Source organism: Ulvibacterium marinum, assembly GCF_003626755.1.
Classification (GTDB): domain Bacteria; phylum Bacteroidota; class Bacteroidia; order Flavobacteriales; family Flavobacteriaceae; genus Ulvibacterium; species Ulvibacterium marinum.
Genome location: NZ_RBCJ01000004.1, coordinates 470,409 through 484,665 on the forward strand (window position 1 = coordinate 470,409; position 14,257 = coordinate 484,665).

The window sequence follows — 14,257 nt, forward strand, 5'->3', positions numbered from 1 at the left end:
AATACATCTAACAATCTCTCCGCTATAGTAAATGGATCAGTGTTTTGCGTGTTGACGATATTTTTAAAGGTCGATTGAATCTTACTAGTAAAGGAATAACCACAAGTACCGGATTAAGGCTGTTTGCATCCAGCAAGAGTCACTCAAGGTTCTGGGTGAGATATCGGTCAGAATACACTTTGGTGAACTGAGCCCCAAAGAATAAAATTAAACTGGAGTAAGATACCCACAACATGACAATAATGATAGAACCTGCCGCGCCATAGGTAGAGCCGGGTTCAGTTTGTCCAAAATAGAAAGCCAGTACATACTTACCGATTATAAAAAGCAATGCTGTGAGTGCGGCACCAACCCGTACAGCTTTCCAGCGGATACTTTTACTGGGAAGGTATTTGAACATGGAGGCGAACAATACATAAATGAAGACCAACGAGAGTGTGATATCGATGAAATAGGCCAGCCCAACAATTTCAGCAGAAAAAAGATTTGAAATTCTTTTTGCAAAACTGGTTAGTAGTGACGTAAGTACAAAACTCACCAAAAGTAAAAATCCAAAGATGAGAATAAATCCGAAGCTCTTTAAACGACCGAAGAGGGTTGCTATAAGTTCATTACTGAATTTCTTTTGAATTCCCCAAATTTCGTCCATGACATTTTGTAGTTGATAGAAAACACCGGTAGCGCCATACAGCAGTACACCAATACCGAGAACGCTTGCGAATATTGATGTTGGCGCATCTCCTTTTTTAGTGACCATTTCTTGAATTGATGCCGCGGTATCAGGGCCTAATGCGCTAGATATTTCAGTAAAAAGTTCGCCTTGTACGATTTCCCTTCCCCAAATAGCGCCTATAATGTCGAGAATTAAAATCAGTAATGCGGGAAGCGAAAGAATTGCATAGTACGCAACCACTGCACCTAGCTTGAAAGGCTCTTTGGCTATCCAAGCATTAAAGGTCTTTTTTAGAAGGTTGGGTAAATACTTAGCTGTAAACCTTTCCCTATTCAATTCGTTCATAACTATCACTTTTTAGCTGTAAATTAACTAAAGCTATATTTTAGAAATTGACCTAATCAATTAAAGTGTTGCTCGTTTTACCAAATAGGATTCTAATTTTGTCTGTCTTATTACGGGTTATAATATCTTTCCTTATATAGCAAACTATGCCAAATCCAAACGACATCAAAACCATCATTACTCCAGAAGCGGTCATATATTTATCCGCTACTGATAAGCATATGAAGCGGATTCATGGACTCTATGGACTTCCCCCTGATTGGAAAAGGCCGGCAAACTTTGTATCCTTAGTTAAAATCATTTTGGGGCAGCAGATCAGTCTGGCATCCGCCGAAGCACATTTTCGAAAACTCAATGCATATCTGCACGAATTTTCACCCAAAAAGATTTTAAAGTTGAGCGATGATGAAATGCGTATGTGCCAAATCAGCAGACAAAAAGCTTCGTACTTAAGAGCTCTATCTCAAACTATAGTAGATGGTTTTCTTTCGATAGACAAACTAAGCGGTCTCGAAGAAACAGAAATTCGTGAAAAATTGACTTCTATAAAAGGCATCGGGCAATGGACGGCAGATGTGTTTTTGCTGTTCTGTATGCAATCAGAGGACATTTTTCCCATTGGGGATGTCGCCGTTGTAAATACCGTCAAAAAATTATACAACGTAAAGACAAGAGAAGAAATCATAAGCCTTTCGGAAGTCTGGAAACCCTATCGCTCGCTAGCCACTTATTTTCTCTGGCATCATTATTTGAGTGAAAAGGGGCAAGTTTTCCTTCCCTAAGGATTCAATCCTGAAAGGTTTTTCCATTTACAATTCCCAATAGCAAATTCCCGCAAGCCCTTACGGCGACTAAAATCGTTGTACTTCATCGATATGACTAATCTTAAATTCATTCGCGTCAACAAAATAGATATGTTCTCTTTATTTTGAGTTCAGCTAATAGTTAGCAGTAAAATTTAATTCACACTAAAAATCACATACAGAAATGAACAAAGACATCGAAAAAATTGAAAATAGAATAAAGGATATTTTAGAAAAGAACGAAGACGCCATAAAAGGCTTCGATAAAGGAGCGGAAAACGCTAAAGAACTTGGAACCAAAGCTTATTTCGCGAGAAGGGCTGAAAATCGTAAAATGTTCTTAAAGCAATTGAGAAATTCCGTCACCGAATTAAATGTTGGGAACAACGAAATAGAGGGAAGCACCGCAGGAGCAGTACACCGCACATGGATGGATGTAAAGGCCTTCTTCGCATCAGATAATGATGAATCAATGTTGGAGGAAGCTGTGCGTGGAGATAAATCAGCTATTAAGGAATATAATGAGGTATTGACGGAAACAATGATTCCGTACAGGGTAAAGGAAATTATTCGAGAACAGCGAGATTCCATCCAAAACGATTTGGAAACTTCAGAAATTTTGGAAGATTTTAGGTAGCAATACACCTCATAAAAACCATAAAAAGGCCTCTTAGAAGGTCTTTTTTTGCTTTATAAAATAAAATTGTAGTTATCATCTCATAGGTATAGCGTCTGTTTTAATTTGTTTTGCGTCAAAGTGTTGGACTAATGATTGGCACTTTTGCAACGAACATAAAACAGAATTGAAATGTCATTAATTACCATTATTCTAAACATACTGCTGCCGCCGTTGGCAGTTTTTTTAAAGCATGGGGTGAGCACCACGCTTTTAATTAGCATCGTATTGACTTTGTTGGCTTGGTTGCCTGGGGTTATTCATGCATTTATAGTAAACAAGTAAAAATTAATCTTAAAAATTTATCTTATGAAAAAAGTAATTCTAACAACGTTAATACTTGCATTTGCCATCAGCTGTAATGTAAAAAAAGAGGAAAAAGGAGCATTGCCCGATATAGATGTCGATGTATCCGCAGACATGGGTGAACTACCAGAGTATGAAGTAAATTGGGCTGATATAAATGTTGGTACCACTACTAAAATGGTAAAAATTCCAAAGGTAATCGTAGTTATGGAAGAGGAAGAGGTTGAAGTTCCTTTCATTGATGTTGATATGCCTGGTGAAGATAAAATGGAGCGTACCATTGTTATCGAAGCAGAGGTTTCAGGAAACGAGCACGACTTGAATATTCAGGAAATCCGTGCAACTGACCGAAGATTGTACGTTATTTCAAAATTGGATAAGCTTGATACGGATTTGGGAGATAAAACCATGCGTGTGCAAGACCAGATTGAGCTGAATGCACCAGATTTAGATGTGGTTCATATCATTATAGGTGAAAGAGCGGACAATGTATTGAACAAACAATACCGTTACATCAATTCTATGAATGACCTTAGTGAGAAGGTAAAAAAGGCTAAAATTATCTATTCAAAATAAGTTTATAGTCTTTAATAAAAGTAAAAAGTGTCGATGATATATCGACACTTTTTTTATGCATGCTTACGCCTAATTATGCAAGTCATTTGGTCATTGGGAATGAATTTCCATCGTAGAAAAATATTTGTATTGGGGTTGCCGAAGATTGAGATTGGAACTTACTCGCAATGAATAACCTGAAATAACTTTCCTATTAGTTTCAATACTAGTTCGGACTAAAATCCTAATACCCTATTAAGACCATACACATTTTTTCTAAACCAAGTCTGAAGTCTTTTGTGCCTACTTAGACCTATAAAGGACTATCCCATAAAGTGTGTAAATAGAAAATTAGCGGGGGCATGCCCCCGCTAATTTTTTGTCTAATTTTAAATATTTACACATTATGAAGAAAGAAGAGTTGTTCAACGATGATTTCCTGAAGCAGTTCAAGACCGGTGACGAACTCAACAGTTTTCTGAAGGAACTGCAAAAAAGAGGCATCGAGAAGATGCTCGAGGGTGAGCTCGACGGCCACCTCGATTATGAGAAACACCAAAGGTCGTCCAATGCCAATAAGCGCAACGGGCATTCGAGGAAGAAGGTGCGGACTTCCTTCGGGGAGTCCGAGATAGCCGTTCCCAGGGATAGGGATGCCAGTTTCAATCCCATGATAGTCCCCAAGCGGGGCAACATGGTCGACGGGCTTGAAAATATCATTGTATCGCTCTATGCCAAGGGCATGTCGGTCAGTGACATAGAGGAACCGATACACGAGGCCTATGGCTTCGAGGTCTCCACATCGACCATATCCCGTATCACCGAAAAGGTAGCCGCCGACGTTACGGCATGGCAGAACCGGCCCCTGGAACCGGTCTACCTGATCGTATGGATGGACGGTATCGTCTTCAAGGTCAGGGAATCCTCCAAGGTGATCAACAAGACCATCTACGTGGCCGTAGGCTTGCGTAGGGATGGGAAAAAGGAAGTATTGGGCCTATGGCTGGGCAAGAACGAATCGGCCGCTTTCTGGATGTCGGTTCTTACCGATATCAGGGCCCGGGGCACCGAGGATATCCTGATCACGGCTACCGACAACCTGAACGGCTTTACCGATACCATCAAGAACGTCTTCCCCGAATCCAAGACCCAGCTCTGTGTGGTGCACCAGATACGCAACGCCTGCCGTTACGTGGTCTGGAAGGACAAAAAGGCTTTTACCTCGGACATGAAGGGCATCTACAACGCTCCCAACCAGAAGGCTGCCAAGGCCGCCCTAGAGGACTTCGCCAAGAAATGGGAAGCCAAGTACTCCTACGCGATAAGGAGCTGGAGAGAGAATTGGGATGATCTCACAGTGTTCTACGAGTTCCCTGTGGAGATACGACGGATTATCTATACCACCAACCTTATAGAGAACCTGAACGGGAAGATTAGGAAGTACACCAAGAACAAACTCTCCTTCCCGACCGATGATGCCGTAATGAAATCCGTATATTTGGCAACAAGGGAGGCTACAAAAAAATGGTCGATGCCCATCAGGAACTGGGGCATCATCCTGAACCAGTTCCTTACGATCTATGAAAAAAGGGTAAGACTTTAAAAAAGTCCAACCCCTGCTAATTTAAACTTACACACTTATCGGGATAGTGTCACCTATAATTCGATTTCTTCTTTCTATTTTTAAGATACTTGTAGCCCATATAACCAAATTGAGCACCTACCATTACAATTTTCATTTTTCTGCCTACAAAAAGGGAGGCTATACTCAATAGTGAAGTTTTCTTCATATTTTTTTTCTTGTAAAAACACTACCCAAGTAATAGAGAGTGCTTGAGATTTCATTTCAAATTAGTACGACCGATTTTTCTCTTTACGTTTGCGTAATTGTCGTTCCAAGTCATTGACCGACTCTGAAATTGAGCTCGCAAATTCGGCATGACTGGCTTCTGCGAAAAGACGAGGACCAGGCAGGCTTAGTCTAATGTTGCAAATTTTTCCTGTTTCATCGGAGGTGGTGTTCTCTGTTTTGAAAAATACATCCGCTCTAATAACATCAGCATACTTTTCATGTAATTTTTCTAACCTTTCTTTAACCATTACTTCCAATCTTGAACTGGCTTCTACATCATGGTACTCGTAAACTATTTCCATAAAATTCTAAATTATTTCATTGATTTATCGACAGCGTGAAAAATAGCTCTGATTTTCTAAACCTCACTATAAATACGCTATCCTATACTGTATAAAATTATTAAAGCATATAAAATTGTATTGACCCATTATCAATTTTGTTTGCCCCTAATACGAATTCTCTAGAAACAAGATTTATGTAGATAATATAATTCATGCTTTGGGGTGGGTATTTTCAAAAACTAATATTCGCTTATTGCTCAGAAATATTTCCATATCTTGTGTCCTTAGTTCAAAAGAGTTCTTATTTCGATACTGCTCCGAAAACCATTGCCTATTTATGAAACTATACGTCAAATTCGATTTCAATACAACTTGCAAAAGAGTTTTGGAAGAACGTCTGAACGCGTTCGGTGTAGACTATAACATATTAGGTATTGGAGAGGTCATTTTGAAATCCTCGTTCAGTACCGAGCAACTAAATCAATTGCAAGTCTCACTTGACCCATACGGTATCAAGATTATCGACGATGAAAAGAGTGAACTGGTGCAGCGTATCAAAGATGCCGTTACCGAAATGATTTATCTTGACGAGAAAGCAAAACTTTACAAGTCATCTACCTACCTTGCCGATAAATTGAATTATTCTTATAACCATTTATCGAATGTTTTCTCGGAGACTACCTATAGCTCGATTGAAAACTTCATTATTTTAAAAAAAATAGATTATGCTAAAACATTGATAGCGGAAGATAAGCTGACATTGACTGAAATCGCGTTTCGATTGAATTATAGTAGCGTGGCGCATTTATCAGGCCAGTTTAAGAAAACCACGGGACTTACCCCTTCAGTTTTTCAACGTATACTAAACAAACGAAAAGAACTTTCTCAACCCCAATAACTCCGTAACACACCTATGAATAAAAATGCAATGCATATTGTATTAGCCGATGATGACGAAGATGACCGTCTTCTATTTCAAGAAGCTATAGAAGAGACCAAGGTCAAGTTGCACCTCTCGCTCTTTCATGATGGCCAACAACTAATGGATTATCTCTTACAGGGGCCATCTGTTCTGCCGCAACTGATTTTCCTCGATTTAAACATGCCCATCAAAAACGGTATGCAATGTTTGAAAGAGATTAGAAGCACTGCACATTTAAAACATCTTTGTGTCGCCATTTATTCTACCTCTTCCTCTGATCATGACATCGAGGAAACCTTCATTAACGGAGCGAATATCTATATTAATAAACCCAACAGTTTTTCGAAGCTACGCGATGCCATTAAAAAGGTGTTACAGATGAATTGGCAGTACCACACCTCGAGCCTAAACAAGGATAATTTTTTACTTCGCATTTAATGTGTAATCCATATGAAATTAACACGGATACGGTCTTCTTATAAATTATATGTTGTCATCCTTATTGTTGCAGTAGGTGTTTTACTTTTTACTGCTGCCCTGGTTTACAAGCAAACCAAAAGACTTCAAACTAGCTCTGAAATGGTAAGACATACGCTAGAAGTGCAAAAAGAAATCAACAATCTTTTTACTAGCTATACCTTACTGGTGGCCACCCAACTGGATTTCGACGCTAAGGATGGTACTACACTTTCAGATACCGTCTCAAAATACCAGAAGGAAGGAAATGCCTCATTGACCCACCTAAAAGAATTAACGGCCGACAATACCAAACAACAAAATTTTCTAGCTGAAATGAGCAGTTTGCAAACCCGTTTATACAATCGGGTCGTTATTTCTGCGATGAATGTCCCTACAGATTCTACCGTGATTTCAAAGGCGTCAAAGGACCATGAAAAAATAATTGTGTTGTTTGAAGAAATACGTGAATTAAAGAACGAGATGATGTCAGAAGAGGAAAATCTTTTGGCCCTAAGAAAAGAAGATTATAATGAGCGTATTTCAGTAACACCGCTTGCTTTGATAGCTTCATTTTTGTTTTCGCTATTGATATTTGTATTCGCTTTTCAAAAACTGAACAGCAACAGAAAACGGATTACCAGCACACAATTGTTTTTGGAGAAAATATTAAAGTCTACCGATAATGTTGTCGTTTTCTATGAACCCATAAGAGACAAAAACGAGAAGATAATCGATTTTAAAATATCCTATTCCAATGATGTGCTAACTGATGCTACCGGAGATAAAGTCGATGATATAATAGGCAAGAAAATGAGTGAAGTGTACCCAATGCTATTAGCAAATGGAGTTTCTGACATCATGATAAAAAGCTTAGAAACGAATACTCCGCAACATATCGAGAAAGAATACCACCAGTTTTTTGATAGGCCCCAAATTTTTCATAGTACCGCTACAAAATTAGATGACGGTGTCTTATTAATCTCATCTGAAAATACTGCAGAGGTACTAGCAGAGCGGAAATTAAAAGCTCTAAACGAGAGCTTGACCTTTCAAAATACAATACTTAACGATGCGGAAGTATTAGCCAAAATAGGTAGTTATAGATGGGATAAGAACACTAAAGAAACTATTATTTCTGACAATTATTTTAGACTTTTAGGCTATGAACCGGGAGAGATTGAATTCAACCCGGATACTTATAGAGAATTTGTATATCCTGCAGACAGACCTATATATGATGAAATACTTAAAAATATCAGGGAGAAAAATGAACATGGGGAGTACTCCTATCGCATCATCACTAATAAAGGCAAAATAAGGCACGTTCGCAGCATAGGACATTTTGACAATAATCTGATGGTTGGCCTGGTGATGGACGTTACTCACGAACATAAAGCGCAACTAAAATTATATAACAAAAATCAAGACCTAAAGCGCTCTAATGAAGAACTAGAATCTTTTAACCGTGTTGCGAGCCATGATCTACAAGAGCCTTTACGCAAAATACAGATGTTCATTTCTCGTCTTTCCGATTCAGAACTTGAAAACCTATCTGAAAAAGGAAGGGGCTATATCGAAAAGGTAAGCTCTTCCGCCAATCGAATGCAGACTTTGATCAAGTACCTTTTATCGTATTCTCGTATCAATAAGACCAAAGATGACTTTGTAAAAACAAACCTAGACGATATATTGGATAAAGTAAAGGAAGATTTAGATGCCCGTATCAAAGAAGCTAATGTACACATTGCTATAGACAACATGCCTACTTTAAAGGCGGTGCCTTTTCAAATGGAACAATTGTTCAATAACCTCATATCAAATTCCATTAAATACAGAAATCCTGATGTGGCATCGAAAATCGTAATCGATTGTAAGAAAGTGACCAGTAAACAAATCGGTAATGATTTTATAACAAAGGCTAAAAAATACAATCGCATTTCCATCATGGACAATGGTATCGGCTTTGACCAAAAAAATTCAGAAAAGATTTTTGAGTTATTTCAACGGCTACATCAAAAGCATGAATATTCTGGAACGGGTATTGGTTTGGCAATATGTAAAAAAATCGTAGAAAACCATAATGGACATATTGTGGCCGAAAGTTCGCCTAATGAAGGTGCTTCATTTTGCGTCTATCTTCCCATAATTTAGCAGTACAGAGCCAACAATCTCGTGGCAAGCCTATGAGAAATTTCAAAGGGGCAAAATTTCAATTTTGAGACGCACCTTGTGGCATTACATTTTGATTATCGAGTAAATAATTAGCTCTTGTACGTGGAGTTTCTCTTTATTATTCTCAACAGATGTCATGTCTTCTTTACCAATATCCATCTCTAACTAGCCTCTCATCTATCTTTAAACGGGTTATTTCTTCAATAATATTAACCCTTTCGTAAAATTATGTAACGTAATACCAAAATTGTGTAACACGAAAGCTGACCGCTTAACGGAACTTTGTAGTGTAGCATTAAATAGATAAATCAACTACAAAATTACACCGATATGAACACAGCAATCATCTATCAGCATCAAAATGCCAGAGTGGGTAAGACTAGAAGTCAATTTGAATTTCAGTCAGAATATATCAAACACAAAGAGGTAAAAGTTGTAGTTCATAGTTCAGTGAATAAAAATACGACCGTTGGTTGAGCTGATAAAATCATGAGAATCAGTTTCAATTTATTCCTTATTAAGCACAAATCAGATGTCAAAAATTTTAAACAGCATTGCAGCCTTCAGCATGCTATCATGGATAGTTGGTTTCTTTTTTTACAACTACGGTCCTGAAGTTCATTTACTCTTAGCGGCAGCAGTAGGATTACTCATAATAAAAGTCCTTTTAGAAAAACAATAAAATTATAAGAACAACTATAAAATCAACAACGATGAAAAATATAAGAATCACTTCAACCTTACTCGAATCACTTTTCAAACAATTACAATTACAATTAGGAGGTCAAGTTCAAACGTTAGCTAAAGAATATACTTTGGAAATCAACAACGATGTGGCCAAAGGTTTTATTTCAGGAATCGTTTCGGAAGAAGCTAAATCATATATAGAATATGATATTACTTTTAAAGAAGATGTTGCCTTAGCTCATATATCAACTGAAGAAAACCCCATCTTTTTCAGTTACTGCTCAAAAGGGCGCTTGATGCAAAATTTCGGGGAATATGGGAAAAAAAACAGATTAGGACAATTTCAAACAGGAATTTTCTCAAGTACATATGACCAGAGCATTTACTTGAACTTTAGAAAAGATGAGGCGGTAAAAATCTCCATGATTCTAGTAAACCAAGATGCTGTAAAAGAGGAAGAATTAAAATTCCAATTACGGAATGCTTTTGCTCCAAACACGGATACGGATACCTATGCGTACATTGGTTCTTTCAATTTAAAAATCGCTGAACGCATTCAACAATTGGCTGCTATATCTCAAAAAGGACTGGTACGAAATTTATTAATCAATGGTATGGTTCAGATGATTCTTGCTTTGGAAATACAACAGCACAGCGAAGATATGATTAGCGTAGTAAGAAACATGGGCTCGCTAACGAGAAGCGAAATGGAGGATATTAAGGAGATTTCAGAATTCATTAGAAACTACCCTGAAATACAATACAGCTTGAAGTACTTGAGTAGAAAATCAGGTCTATCTCCCTTCAAATTACAAGAAGGTTTTAAAGTTCTATATGACCGGACAGTTACCGATTTCATCAGAAATGAACGTGTCGAAGCTGCGGAAAAATTGATAAGAACCTCAGAGCTGAACATTTCTGAAATCGTTTATACTGTTGGTTTGACGAGTAGAAGTTACTTTTCTAAAATCTTTAAAGAGAAATACAACTGTAGCCCTAAACATTATCAAAATCATCAGAATACGATAGCTGTTACAGCATAATATACACTTAAACGTAGAAAAACCGTCCACTGAGTTTGGACGGTTTTTTGTTTACATGCGTTATTGATTTAAAAAAGAACCAACTAAAAAATGCAGTAAATAGATCCTGTCGTTTTCATACATAAACAAAAAATTCTAGAACATTCTAGAATGTCTTCAAAGTCGCTCGCATCATCCAAGCCATTTGTTCGTGCTTTTGCATCAATGCGATTATAAAATCAGCCGTTCCGTCATCATTACGCTCTTCAGCATTCTCGCTAATGTTCTTTCTGATGAATTTGATAATCGTGTCATGGTCTTCTAGAAGTATACTAAAAAAGCCTTTGGTATTATTTTGCTCAGGTCCCTCTTCATTTAGTTGAGAGGTTTCTAAAAATTGTTTCATTGTGCCAGGAGCATAAAATCCTAACATCCGAATACGCTCGGCTACCTCATCGATGACCGTTTCTAACTTGTTGTATTGTTCCTCTAGAAAAACATGTTTCGAATGAAAATCGATTCCCTCGATATTCCAATGCGCATTTCTTGTTTTGATATATAATACATGCTCATCTGCCAAAATTTGCTTTAGCATTTCCACTACCGCTTTTCTGTTTTCCTTCTTAATTCCTATTTCTGTTTTTGTTGTTTCCATTGCGATTAATTTTAAGTTATACTGTAAGTTAAAGGGATGTTGCTTTTTGTCTTGATGGCAATGACAAAAGGAGTGACGCAAAACATTTTAGACAGCCATTATTATCCCATGTTTTCTTCGGAAATGGCATCCATTGCCTTTCCAATTAAGGTTTCGCCTTTAATGATTTCAAAGGTTTGATTGAAAGGCGCACTATCATGCAAGGCCCTTACCAAAGTTTGAGCTACATCAGCTCTACTAATTTCGCCTTGCTTATTTAATTTGTGACTTAAAGCTATTTTACCTGTGCCTATTTCATTGTTCAAAGTTCCGGGTCTTACAATGGCATAGGTAAGATTGCTTTTCTTTAAATATTCATCAGCGTTGTGTTTCGCCTTCAAATAGTCTTGTAGTTCGGAAGCTTCTTCGGGAGCATCTGCGCCCATGGAACTAAGCATAACAAATTTCTTTACAGCCATATTTTTTGAGGCGTCAATAAGTTTTTTTGCTCCCTCTTGGTCTACCTCAACGACTTTCTTGCCACCCGAACCAGCAGCAAAAATCACTTTGTCAATATCCTTAACGGTGTGATTTATATTTTTCTCTAAATCACCCATGACTGTAGTAATTCCTTTATCCGAAAATTGAGAGATATCTTCTTCTTTGCGAACCATCGCAATAGGGTTGAAATATTGTGATGCTTCTAAAAGGGCTATTATTTTCTTACCTGTTGTTCCGTTCGCACCTGCTACTAATATATTTTCCATTGTATTCTTTTTAAATTTCATATAAAGTTGCCACTAATCGAACAGATAGTTTGATGCAGATTGATTTAAAATTGATGCAAAAGGAGAGGAGAAAAGTGGACGGGAAAAACCTTCTTAAAGCTAGCAAGCATTAGAGGCTGTTTTGAAAAAGGTCTAAGTTCAGAGGAGCGTAGTTTTGTACTGGTGCTACATGACTTATATCAGGCCATGGTTTTTTGGATGACTTCCACTCCATCATCGATATTCCTTATTTGTTAGATTTGATACAGCCGGAACAATATTTATACTATTAGAGTAAGGTTATTTTGGTGAATATGATTTGCTTTAAGAATCTATTTCAATTCCAATCGCTCCACAAGACCCTCAGCCCATAACTCTGAGCGTTCTCCAAAGCATTCTAAAATAGCGTCAACACCTATAATCGTTCCTTTGGCGAGTCGGCCTAGAACAGCTAACGGTAGGATATTATTCTCTGCCCCCAGTTCTACCAAGGCATTTTCGGCGGTGTTGATACCTAACGCGCTGTGAACCGGCTCTACTAGCGAATCGCTTAGAAGACTTTTAACTAAGGGGGAGTTCACTTCTAGCAACTTTGGAGAATCCAAAACCGAGTCGACCATGCTATTAGCTATTACGCGCTTGTCATCCCGTTCCAATTTCCAACCCTCGGCGGTTTGGGTGATTTCAGGGTTATTTACGAAATCAAAGGTCATTGCACCCGCATCTACCAGCGCCAATAGTTGCTGAAGACTATCTACAGGAGGGCCATACGAATAGCGTTTTAAGCGTTCATCCAATTGAATGATTTCGGCGATGAGCTCATCATCTAAGTTTGTAAAAGAAAGTTCTTTGTACATGCTTGGTTGGCAATGCCGCCATACCTGCCCGATACAATAATCTAAACTGATTTTGGAATGCCCGGTTGCCATTTCGACGAAAGCTGTCATACTTTGGTAGGCTGGCAGCGATTTTGAGATGATTAGGGAATCTTCTGTACTTCCATCTTCCAACCAGTTCGCTACTAGCTTCTCCAGTTCGCCTTCGGTCAGGGTATGGGCGTAAACACTATCCCCCAAGGAACAATACTTTTTAACAATCAAAGGTGTAATAGCGTCTATTAAAAACCTTGTATCGGAAACTTTTCCTCCCTTTCGAACCGAATTTCTAAGCCGCTCGGCAAACGCTTCTAGTTCTGCTTCCGAAGGTATATAGGGTTTATCTAAATTGAGATGTAAAGGTTTCGGGGTCATAGGAAGTCCGTCCAAAGAGAAAGGAACCAACTGCACCCCATTTTTCTCCGAAGGGCGATAACTCATCTTTCGCGTGTCTTTATCCAATAGCTCAAAAGAACCACCCAAACCTTCGGTAAGTGCACGCGCCACATCAATCATGGCGAGACCAAAACCACGAAGGGCAATGACATCATCCTCTTTAACATCCTTACTGATATCCTCCACAGGATAGGGAGCGGTAAAAAGTTGAAGGGCCGTATCCGCTTCCAATTTTTCTTTCCATTTTGTCAGCTGTCTATCTACTTTGGTGGGTTGATGCCCTATGGTCAAAACGACCTCATCGGCAGAATAGGTTTCCTTTACATTTGTAGTAATTTTAAACTTTCCGTCAGAATAGTCCAAGCTCGTGACCTTCGCTAGCACCACTTCAAGTTTACCTAGCATCAGCAAATCCTTTGTTATGGCAGCATAGCGTTCGCCTAAATAGGTGCCAAGTTCAGAACGTAAAGGAAATTTGTCGGGTATCGTTCCCACGTCCTTCCTTTCGTCAAAACCGCTCCAAGTCTGATAGGATGGAAAACTCGGTATAGCGAAACCGCTACCATTAATTGATTCTCTTTTGGGGATGGTCAAACCTCTTTCAGAGACATTTAACCAATTCGTATCGGGCTGCCCCAAATGATATACTGGTCCATTGCCCAATTGGTCAGTTTCTTCAAAAAGTAAGGTCTTAACTTTTCCTTTAAAATCTTTATTAGCTAGTGCTTTGTGTAAACTTTCCAGAGCGGAAAGTCCCCTTGGGCCGCCACCAATGATGGCAACAACTTGTTCATTCTCGTGGTTCTTTGACATAGATTGTTCCGAAGGT

The 14,257-nt window shown here is 38.4% G+C and carries 16 protein-coding genes; 10 read left to right on the forward strand and 6 right to left on the reverse strand.

Going from position 1 to position 14,257, the window contains the following annotated elements:
* Positions 1–139: 139 nt before the first annotated feature.
* A complete protein-coding gene (locus tag D7Z94_RS21070; RefSeq protein WP_120713595.1) occupies positions 140–1,018 on the reverse strand; it encodes a YihY/virulence factor BrkB family protein in 879 nt (292 codons plus the stop codon).
* A gap of 146 nt (positions 1,019–1,164) precedes the next feature.
* Here D7Z94_RS21070 and D7Z94_RS21075 point away from each other — a divergent pair, with 146 nt between their 5' ends.
* The 5 genes from D7Z94_RS21075 to D7Z94_RS21095 all read left to right on the forward strand — a co-directional run bounded on the left by D7Z94_RS21075 (position 1,165) and on the right by D7Z94_RS21095 (position 4,961).
* A complete protein-coding gene (locus tag D7Z94_RS21075; RefSeq protein WP_120713596.1) occupies positions 1,165–1,800 on the forward strand; it encodes a DNA-3-methyladenine glycosylase family protein in 636 nt (211 codons plus the stop codon).
* Between the two features lie 205 nt (positions 1,801–2,005).
* Positions 2,006–2,458 (forward strand): ferritin-like domain-containing protein, encoded by a 453-nt coding sequence (locus D7Z94_RS21080; protein ID WP_120713597.1) that lies wholly within the window; start codon positions 2,006–2,008, stop codon positions 2,456–2,458.
* 171 nt (positions 2,459–2,629) lie between these two features.
* The gene (locus D7Z94_RS21085) at positions 2,630–2,782 is read left to right on the forward strand and encodes a YqaE/Pmp3 family membrane protein (RefSeq protein WP_120713598.1); all 153 of its coding nucleotides are present in this window, start codon (positions 2,630–2,632) and stop codon (positions 2,780–2,782) included.
* A 24-nt stretch (positions 2,783–2,806) separates the two neighbouring features.
* Positions 2,807–3,379, forward strand: a complete 573-nt coding sequence (locus D7Z94_RS21090; protein WP_120713599.1) for a hypothetical protein — start codon at positions 2,807–2,809, stop codon at positions 3,377–3,379.
* Positions 3,380–3,764: 385 nt separating this feature from the next.
* Positions 3,765–4,961, forward strand: a complete 1,197-nt coding sequence (locus tag D7Z94_RS21095; protein ID WP_120713600.1) for an IS256 family transposase — start codon at positions 3,765–3,767, stop codon at positions 4,959–4,961.
* A gap of 49 nt (positions 4,962–5,010) precedes the next feature.
* Here the strand turns inward: D7Z94_RS21095 and D7Z94_RS25700 are convergent, their stop codons facing one another.
* Together D7Z94_RS25700 and hpf are read right to left on the reverse strand one after the other, a co-directional pair.
* Positions 5,011–5,148, reverse strand: a complete 138-nt coding sequence (locus D7Z94_RS25700; RefSeq protein WP_158594698.1) for a hypothetical protein — start codon at positions 5,146–5,148, stop codon at positions 5,011–5,013.
* A gap of 61 nt (positions 5,149–5,209) precedes the next feature.
* Positions 5,210–5,512: a ribosome hibernation-promoting factor, HPF/YfiA family gene (hpf, locus tag D7Z94_RS21100; protein WP_120713601.1), complete on the reverse strand. Its 303-nt coding sequence runs from the start codon at positions 5,510–5,512 to the stop codon at positions 5,210–5,212.
* A gap of 319 nt (positions 5,513–5,831) precedes the next feature.
* Between hpf and D7Z94_RS21105 the strand changes: the two genes are divergently transcribed.
* The 5 genes from D7Z94_RS21105 to D7Z94_RS21120 all read left to right on the forward strand — a co-directional run bounded on the left by D7Z94_RS21105 (position 5,832) and on the right by D7Z94_RS21120 (position 10,777).
* Entirely contained in the window at positions 5,832–6,392 is a 561-nt protein-coding gene (locus D7Z94_RS21105; RefSeq protein WP_120713602.1) for a helix-turn-helix domain-containing protein, read from the forward strand.
* Between the two features lie 15 nt (positions 6,393–6,407).
* Positions 6,408–6,854: a response regulator gene (locus D7Z94_RS21110; RefSeq protein WP_120713603.1), complete on the forward strand. Its 447-nt coding sequence runs from the start codon at positions 6,408–6,410 to the stop codon at positions 6,852–6,854.
* A gap of 12 nt (positions 6,855–6,866) precedes the next feature.
* Positions 6,867–9,026 (forward strand): ATP-binding protein, encoded by a 2,160-nt coding sequence (locus D7Z94_RS21115; RefSeq protein WP_120713604.1) that lies wholly within the window; start codon positions 6,867–6,869, stop codon positions 9,024–9,026.
* A gap of 553 nt (positions 9,027–9,579) precedes the next feature.
* On the forward strand, positions 9,580–9,729 hold the full coding sequence (locus tag D7Z94_RS26235; protein WP_394347461.1) for a DUF5670 family protein: 150 nt from the start codon (positions 9,580–9,582) through the stop codon (positions 9,727–9,729).
* Between the two features lie 31 nt (positions 9,730–9,760).
* Positions 9,761–10,777: a helix-turn-helix domain-containing protein gene (locus D7Z94_RS21120; RefSeq protein ID WP_120713605.1), complete on the forward strand. Its 1,017-nt coding sequence runs from the start codon at positions 9,761–9,763 to the stop codon at positions 10,775–10,777.
* A 145-nt stretch (positions 10,778–10,922) separates the two neighbouring features.
* Here D7Z94_RS21120 and D7Z94_RS21125 read toward each other — a convergent pair whose 3' ends face one another.
* The 3 genes from D7Z94_RS21125 to D7Z94_RS21135 form a co-directional block, all read right to left on the reverse strand.
* On the reverse strand, positions 10,923–11,411 hold the full coding sequence (locus D7Z94_RS21125) for a Dps family protein (protein ID WP_120713606.1): 489 nt from the start codon (positions 11,409–11,411) through the stop codon (positions 10,923–10,925).
* A gap of 101 nt (positions 11,412–11,512) precedes the next feature.
* Positions 11,513–12,157, reverse strand: a complete 645-nt coding sequence (locus D7Z94_RS21130) for an SDR family oxidoreductase (RefSeq protein WP_120713708.1) — start codon at positions 12,155–12,157, stop codon at positions 11,513–11,515.
* A gap of 332 nt (positions 12,158–12,489) precedes the next feature.
* Positions 12,490–14,241: an FAD/NAD(P)-binding protein gene (locus D7Z94_RS21135; RefSeq protein ID WP_120713607.1), complete on the reverse strand. Its 1,752-nt coding sequence runs from the start codon at positions 14,239–14,241 to the stop codon at positions 12,490–12,492.
* Positions 14,242–14,257: the final 16 nt, after the last annotated feature.

Coding starts and splice junctions, on each gene's coding strand:
- D7Z94_RS25700 (WP_158594698.1), bottom strand. CDS start 5,148: ATGAAGAAAACTTCACTATTGAGTATAGCCTCCCTTTTTGTAGGCAGA.
- D7Z94_RS21075 (WP_120713596.1), top strand. CDS start 1,165: ATGCCAAATCCAAACGACATCAAAACCATCATTACTCCAGAAGCGGTC.
- D7Z94_RS21115 (WP_120713604.1), top strand. CDS start 6,867: ATGAAATTAACACGGATACGGTCTTCTTATAAATTATATGTTGTCATC.
- D7Z94_RS21125 (WP_120713606.1), bottom strand. CDS start 11,411: ATGGAAACAACAAAAACAGAAATAGGAATTAAGAAGGAAAACAGAAAA.
- D7Z94_RS21110 (WP_120713603.1), top strand. CDS start 6,408: ATGAATAAAAATGCAATGCATATTGTATTAGCCGATGATGACGAAGAT.
- D7Z94_RS21070 (WP_120713595.1), bottom strand. CDS start 1,018: ATGAACGAATTGAATAGGGAAAGGTTTACAGCTAAGTATTTACCCAAC.
- D7Z94_RS26235 (WP_394347461.1), top strand. CDS start 9,580: ATGTCAAAAATTTTAAACAGCATTGCAGCCTTCAGCATGCTATCATGG.
- D7Z94_RS21085 (WP_120713598.1), top strand. CDS start 2,630: ATGTCATTAATTACCATTATTCTAAACATACTGCTGCCGCCGTTGGCA.
- D7Z94_RS21105 (WP_120713602.1), top strand. CDS start 5,832: ATGAAACTATACGTCAAATTCGATTTCAATACAACTTGCAAAAGAGTT.
- D7Z94_RS21135 (WP_120713607.1), bottom strand. CDS start 14,241: ATGTCAAAGAACCACGAGAATGAACAAGTTGTTGCCATCATTGGTGGC.
- D7Z94_RS21090 (WP_120713599.1), top strand. CDS start 2,807: ATGAAAAAAGTAATTCTAACAACGTTAATACTTGCATTTGCCATCAGC.
- D7Z94_RS21120 (WP_120713605.1), top strand. CDS start 9,761: ATGAAAAATATAAGAATCACTTCAACCTTACTCGAATCACTTTTCAAA.
- D7Z94_RS21095 (WP_120713600.1), top strand. CDS start 3,765: ATGAAGAAAGAAGAGTTGTTCAACGATGATTTCCTGAAGCAGTTCAAG.
- hpf (WP_120713601.1), bottom strand. CDS start 5,512: ATGGAAATAGTTTACGAGTACCATGATGTAGAAGCCAGTTCAAGATTG.
- D7Z94_RS21130 (WP_120713708.1), bottom strand. CDS start 12,157: ATGGAAAATATATTAGTAGCAGGTGCGAACGGAACAACAGGTAAGAAA.
- D7Z94_RS21080 (WP_120713597.1), top strand. CDS start 2,006: ATGAACAAAGACATCGAAAAAATTGAAAATAGAATAAAGGATATTTTA.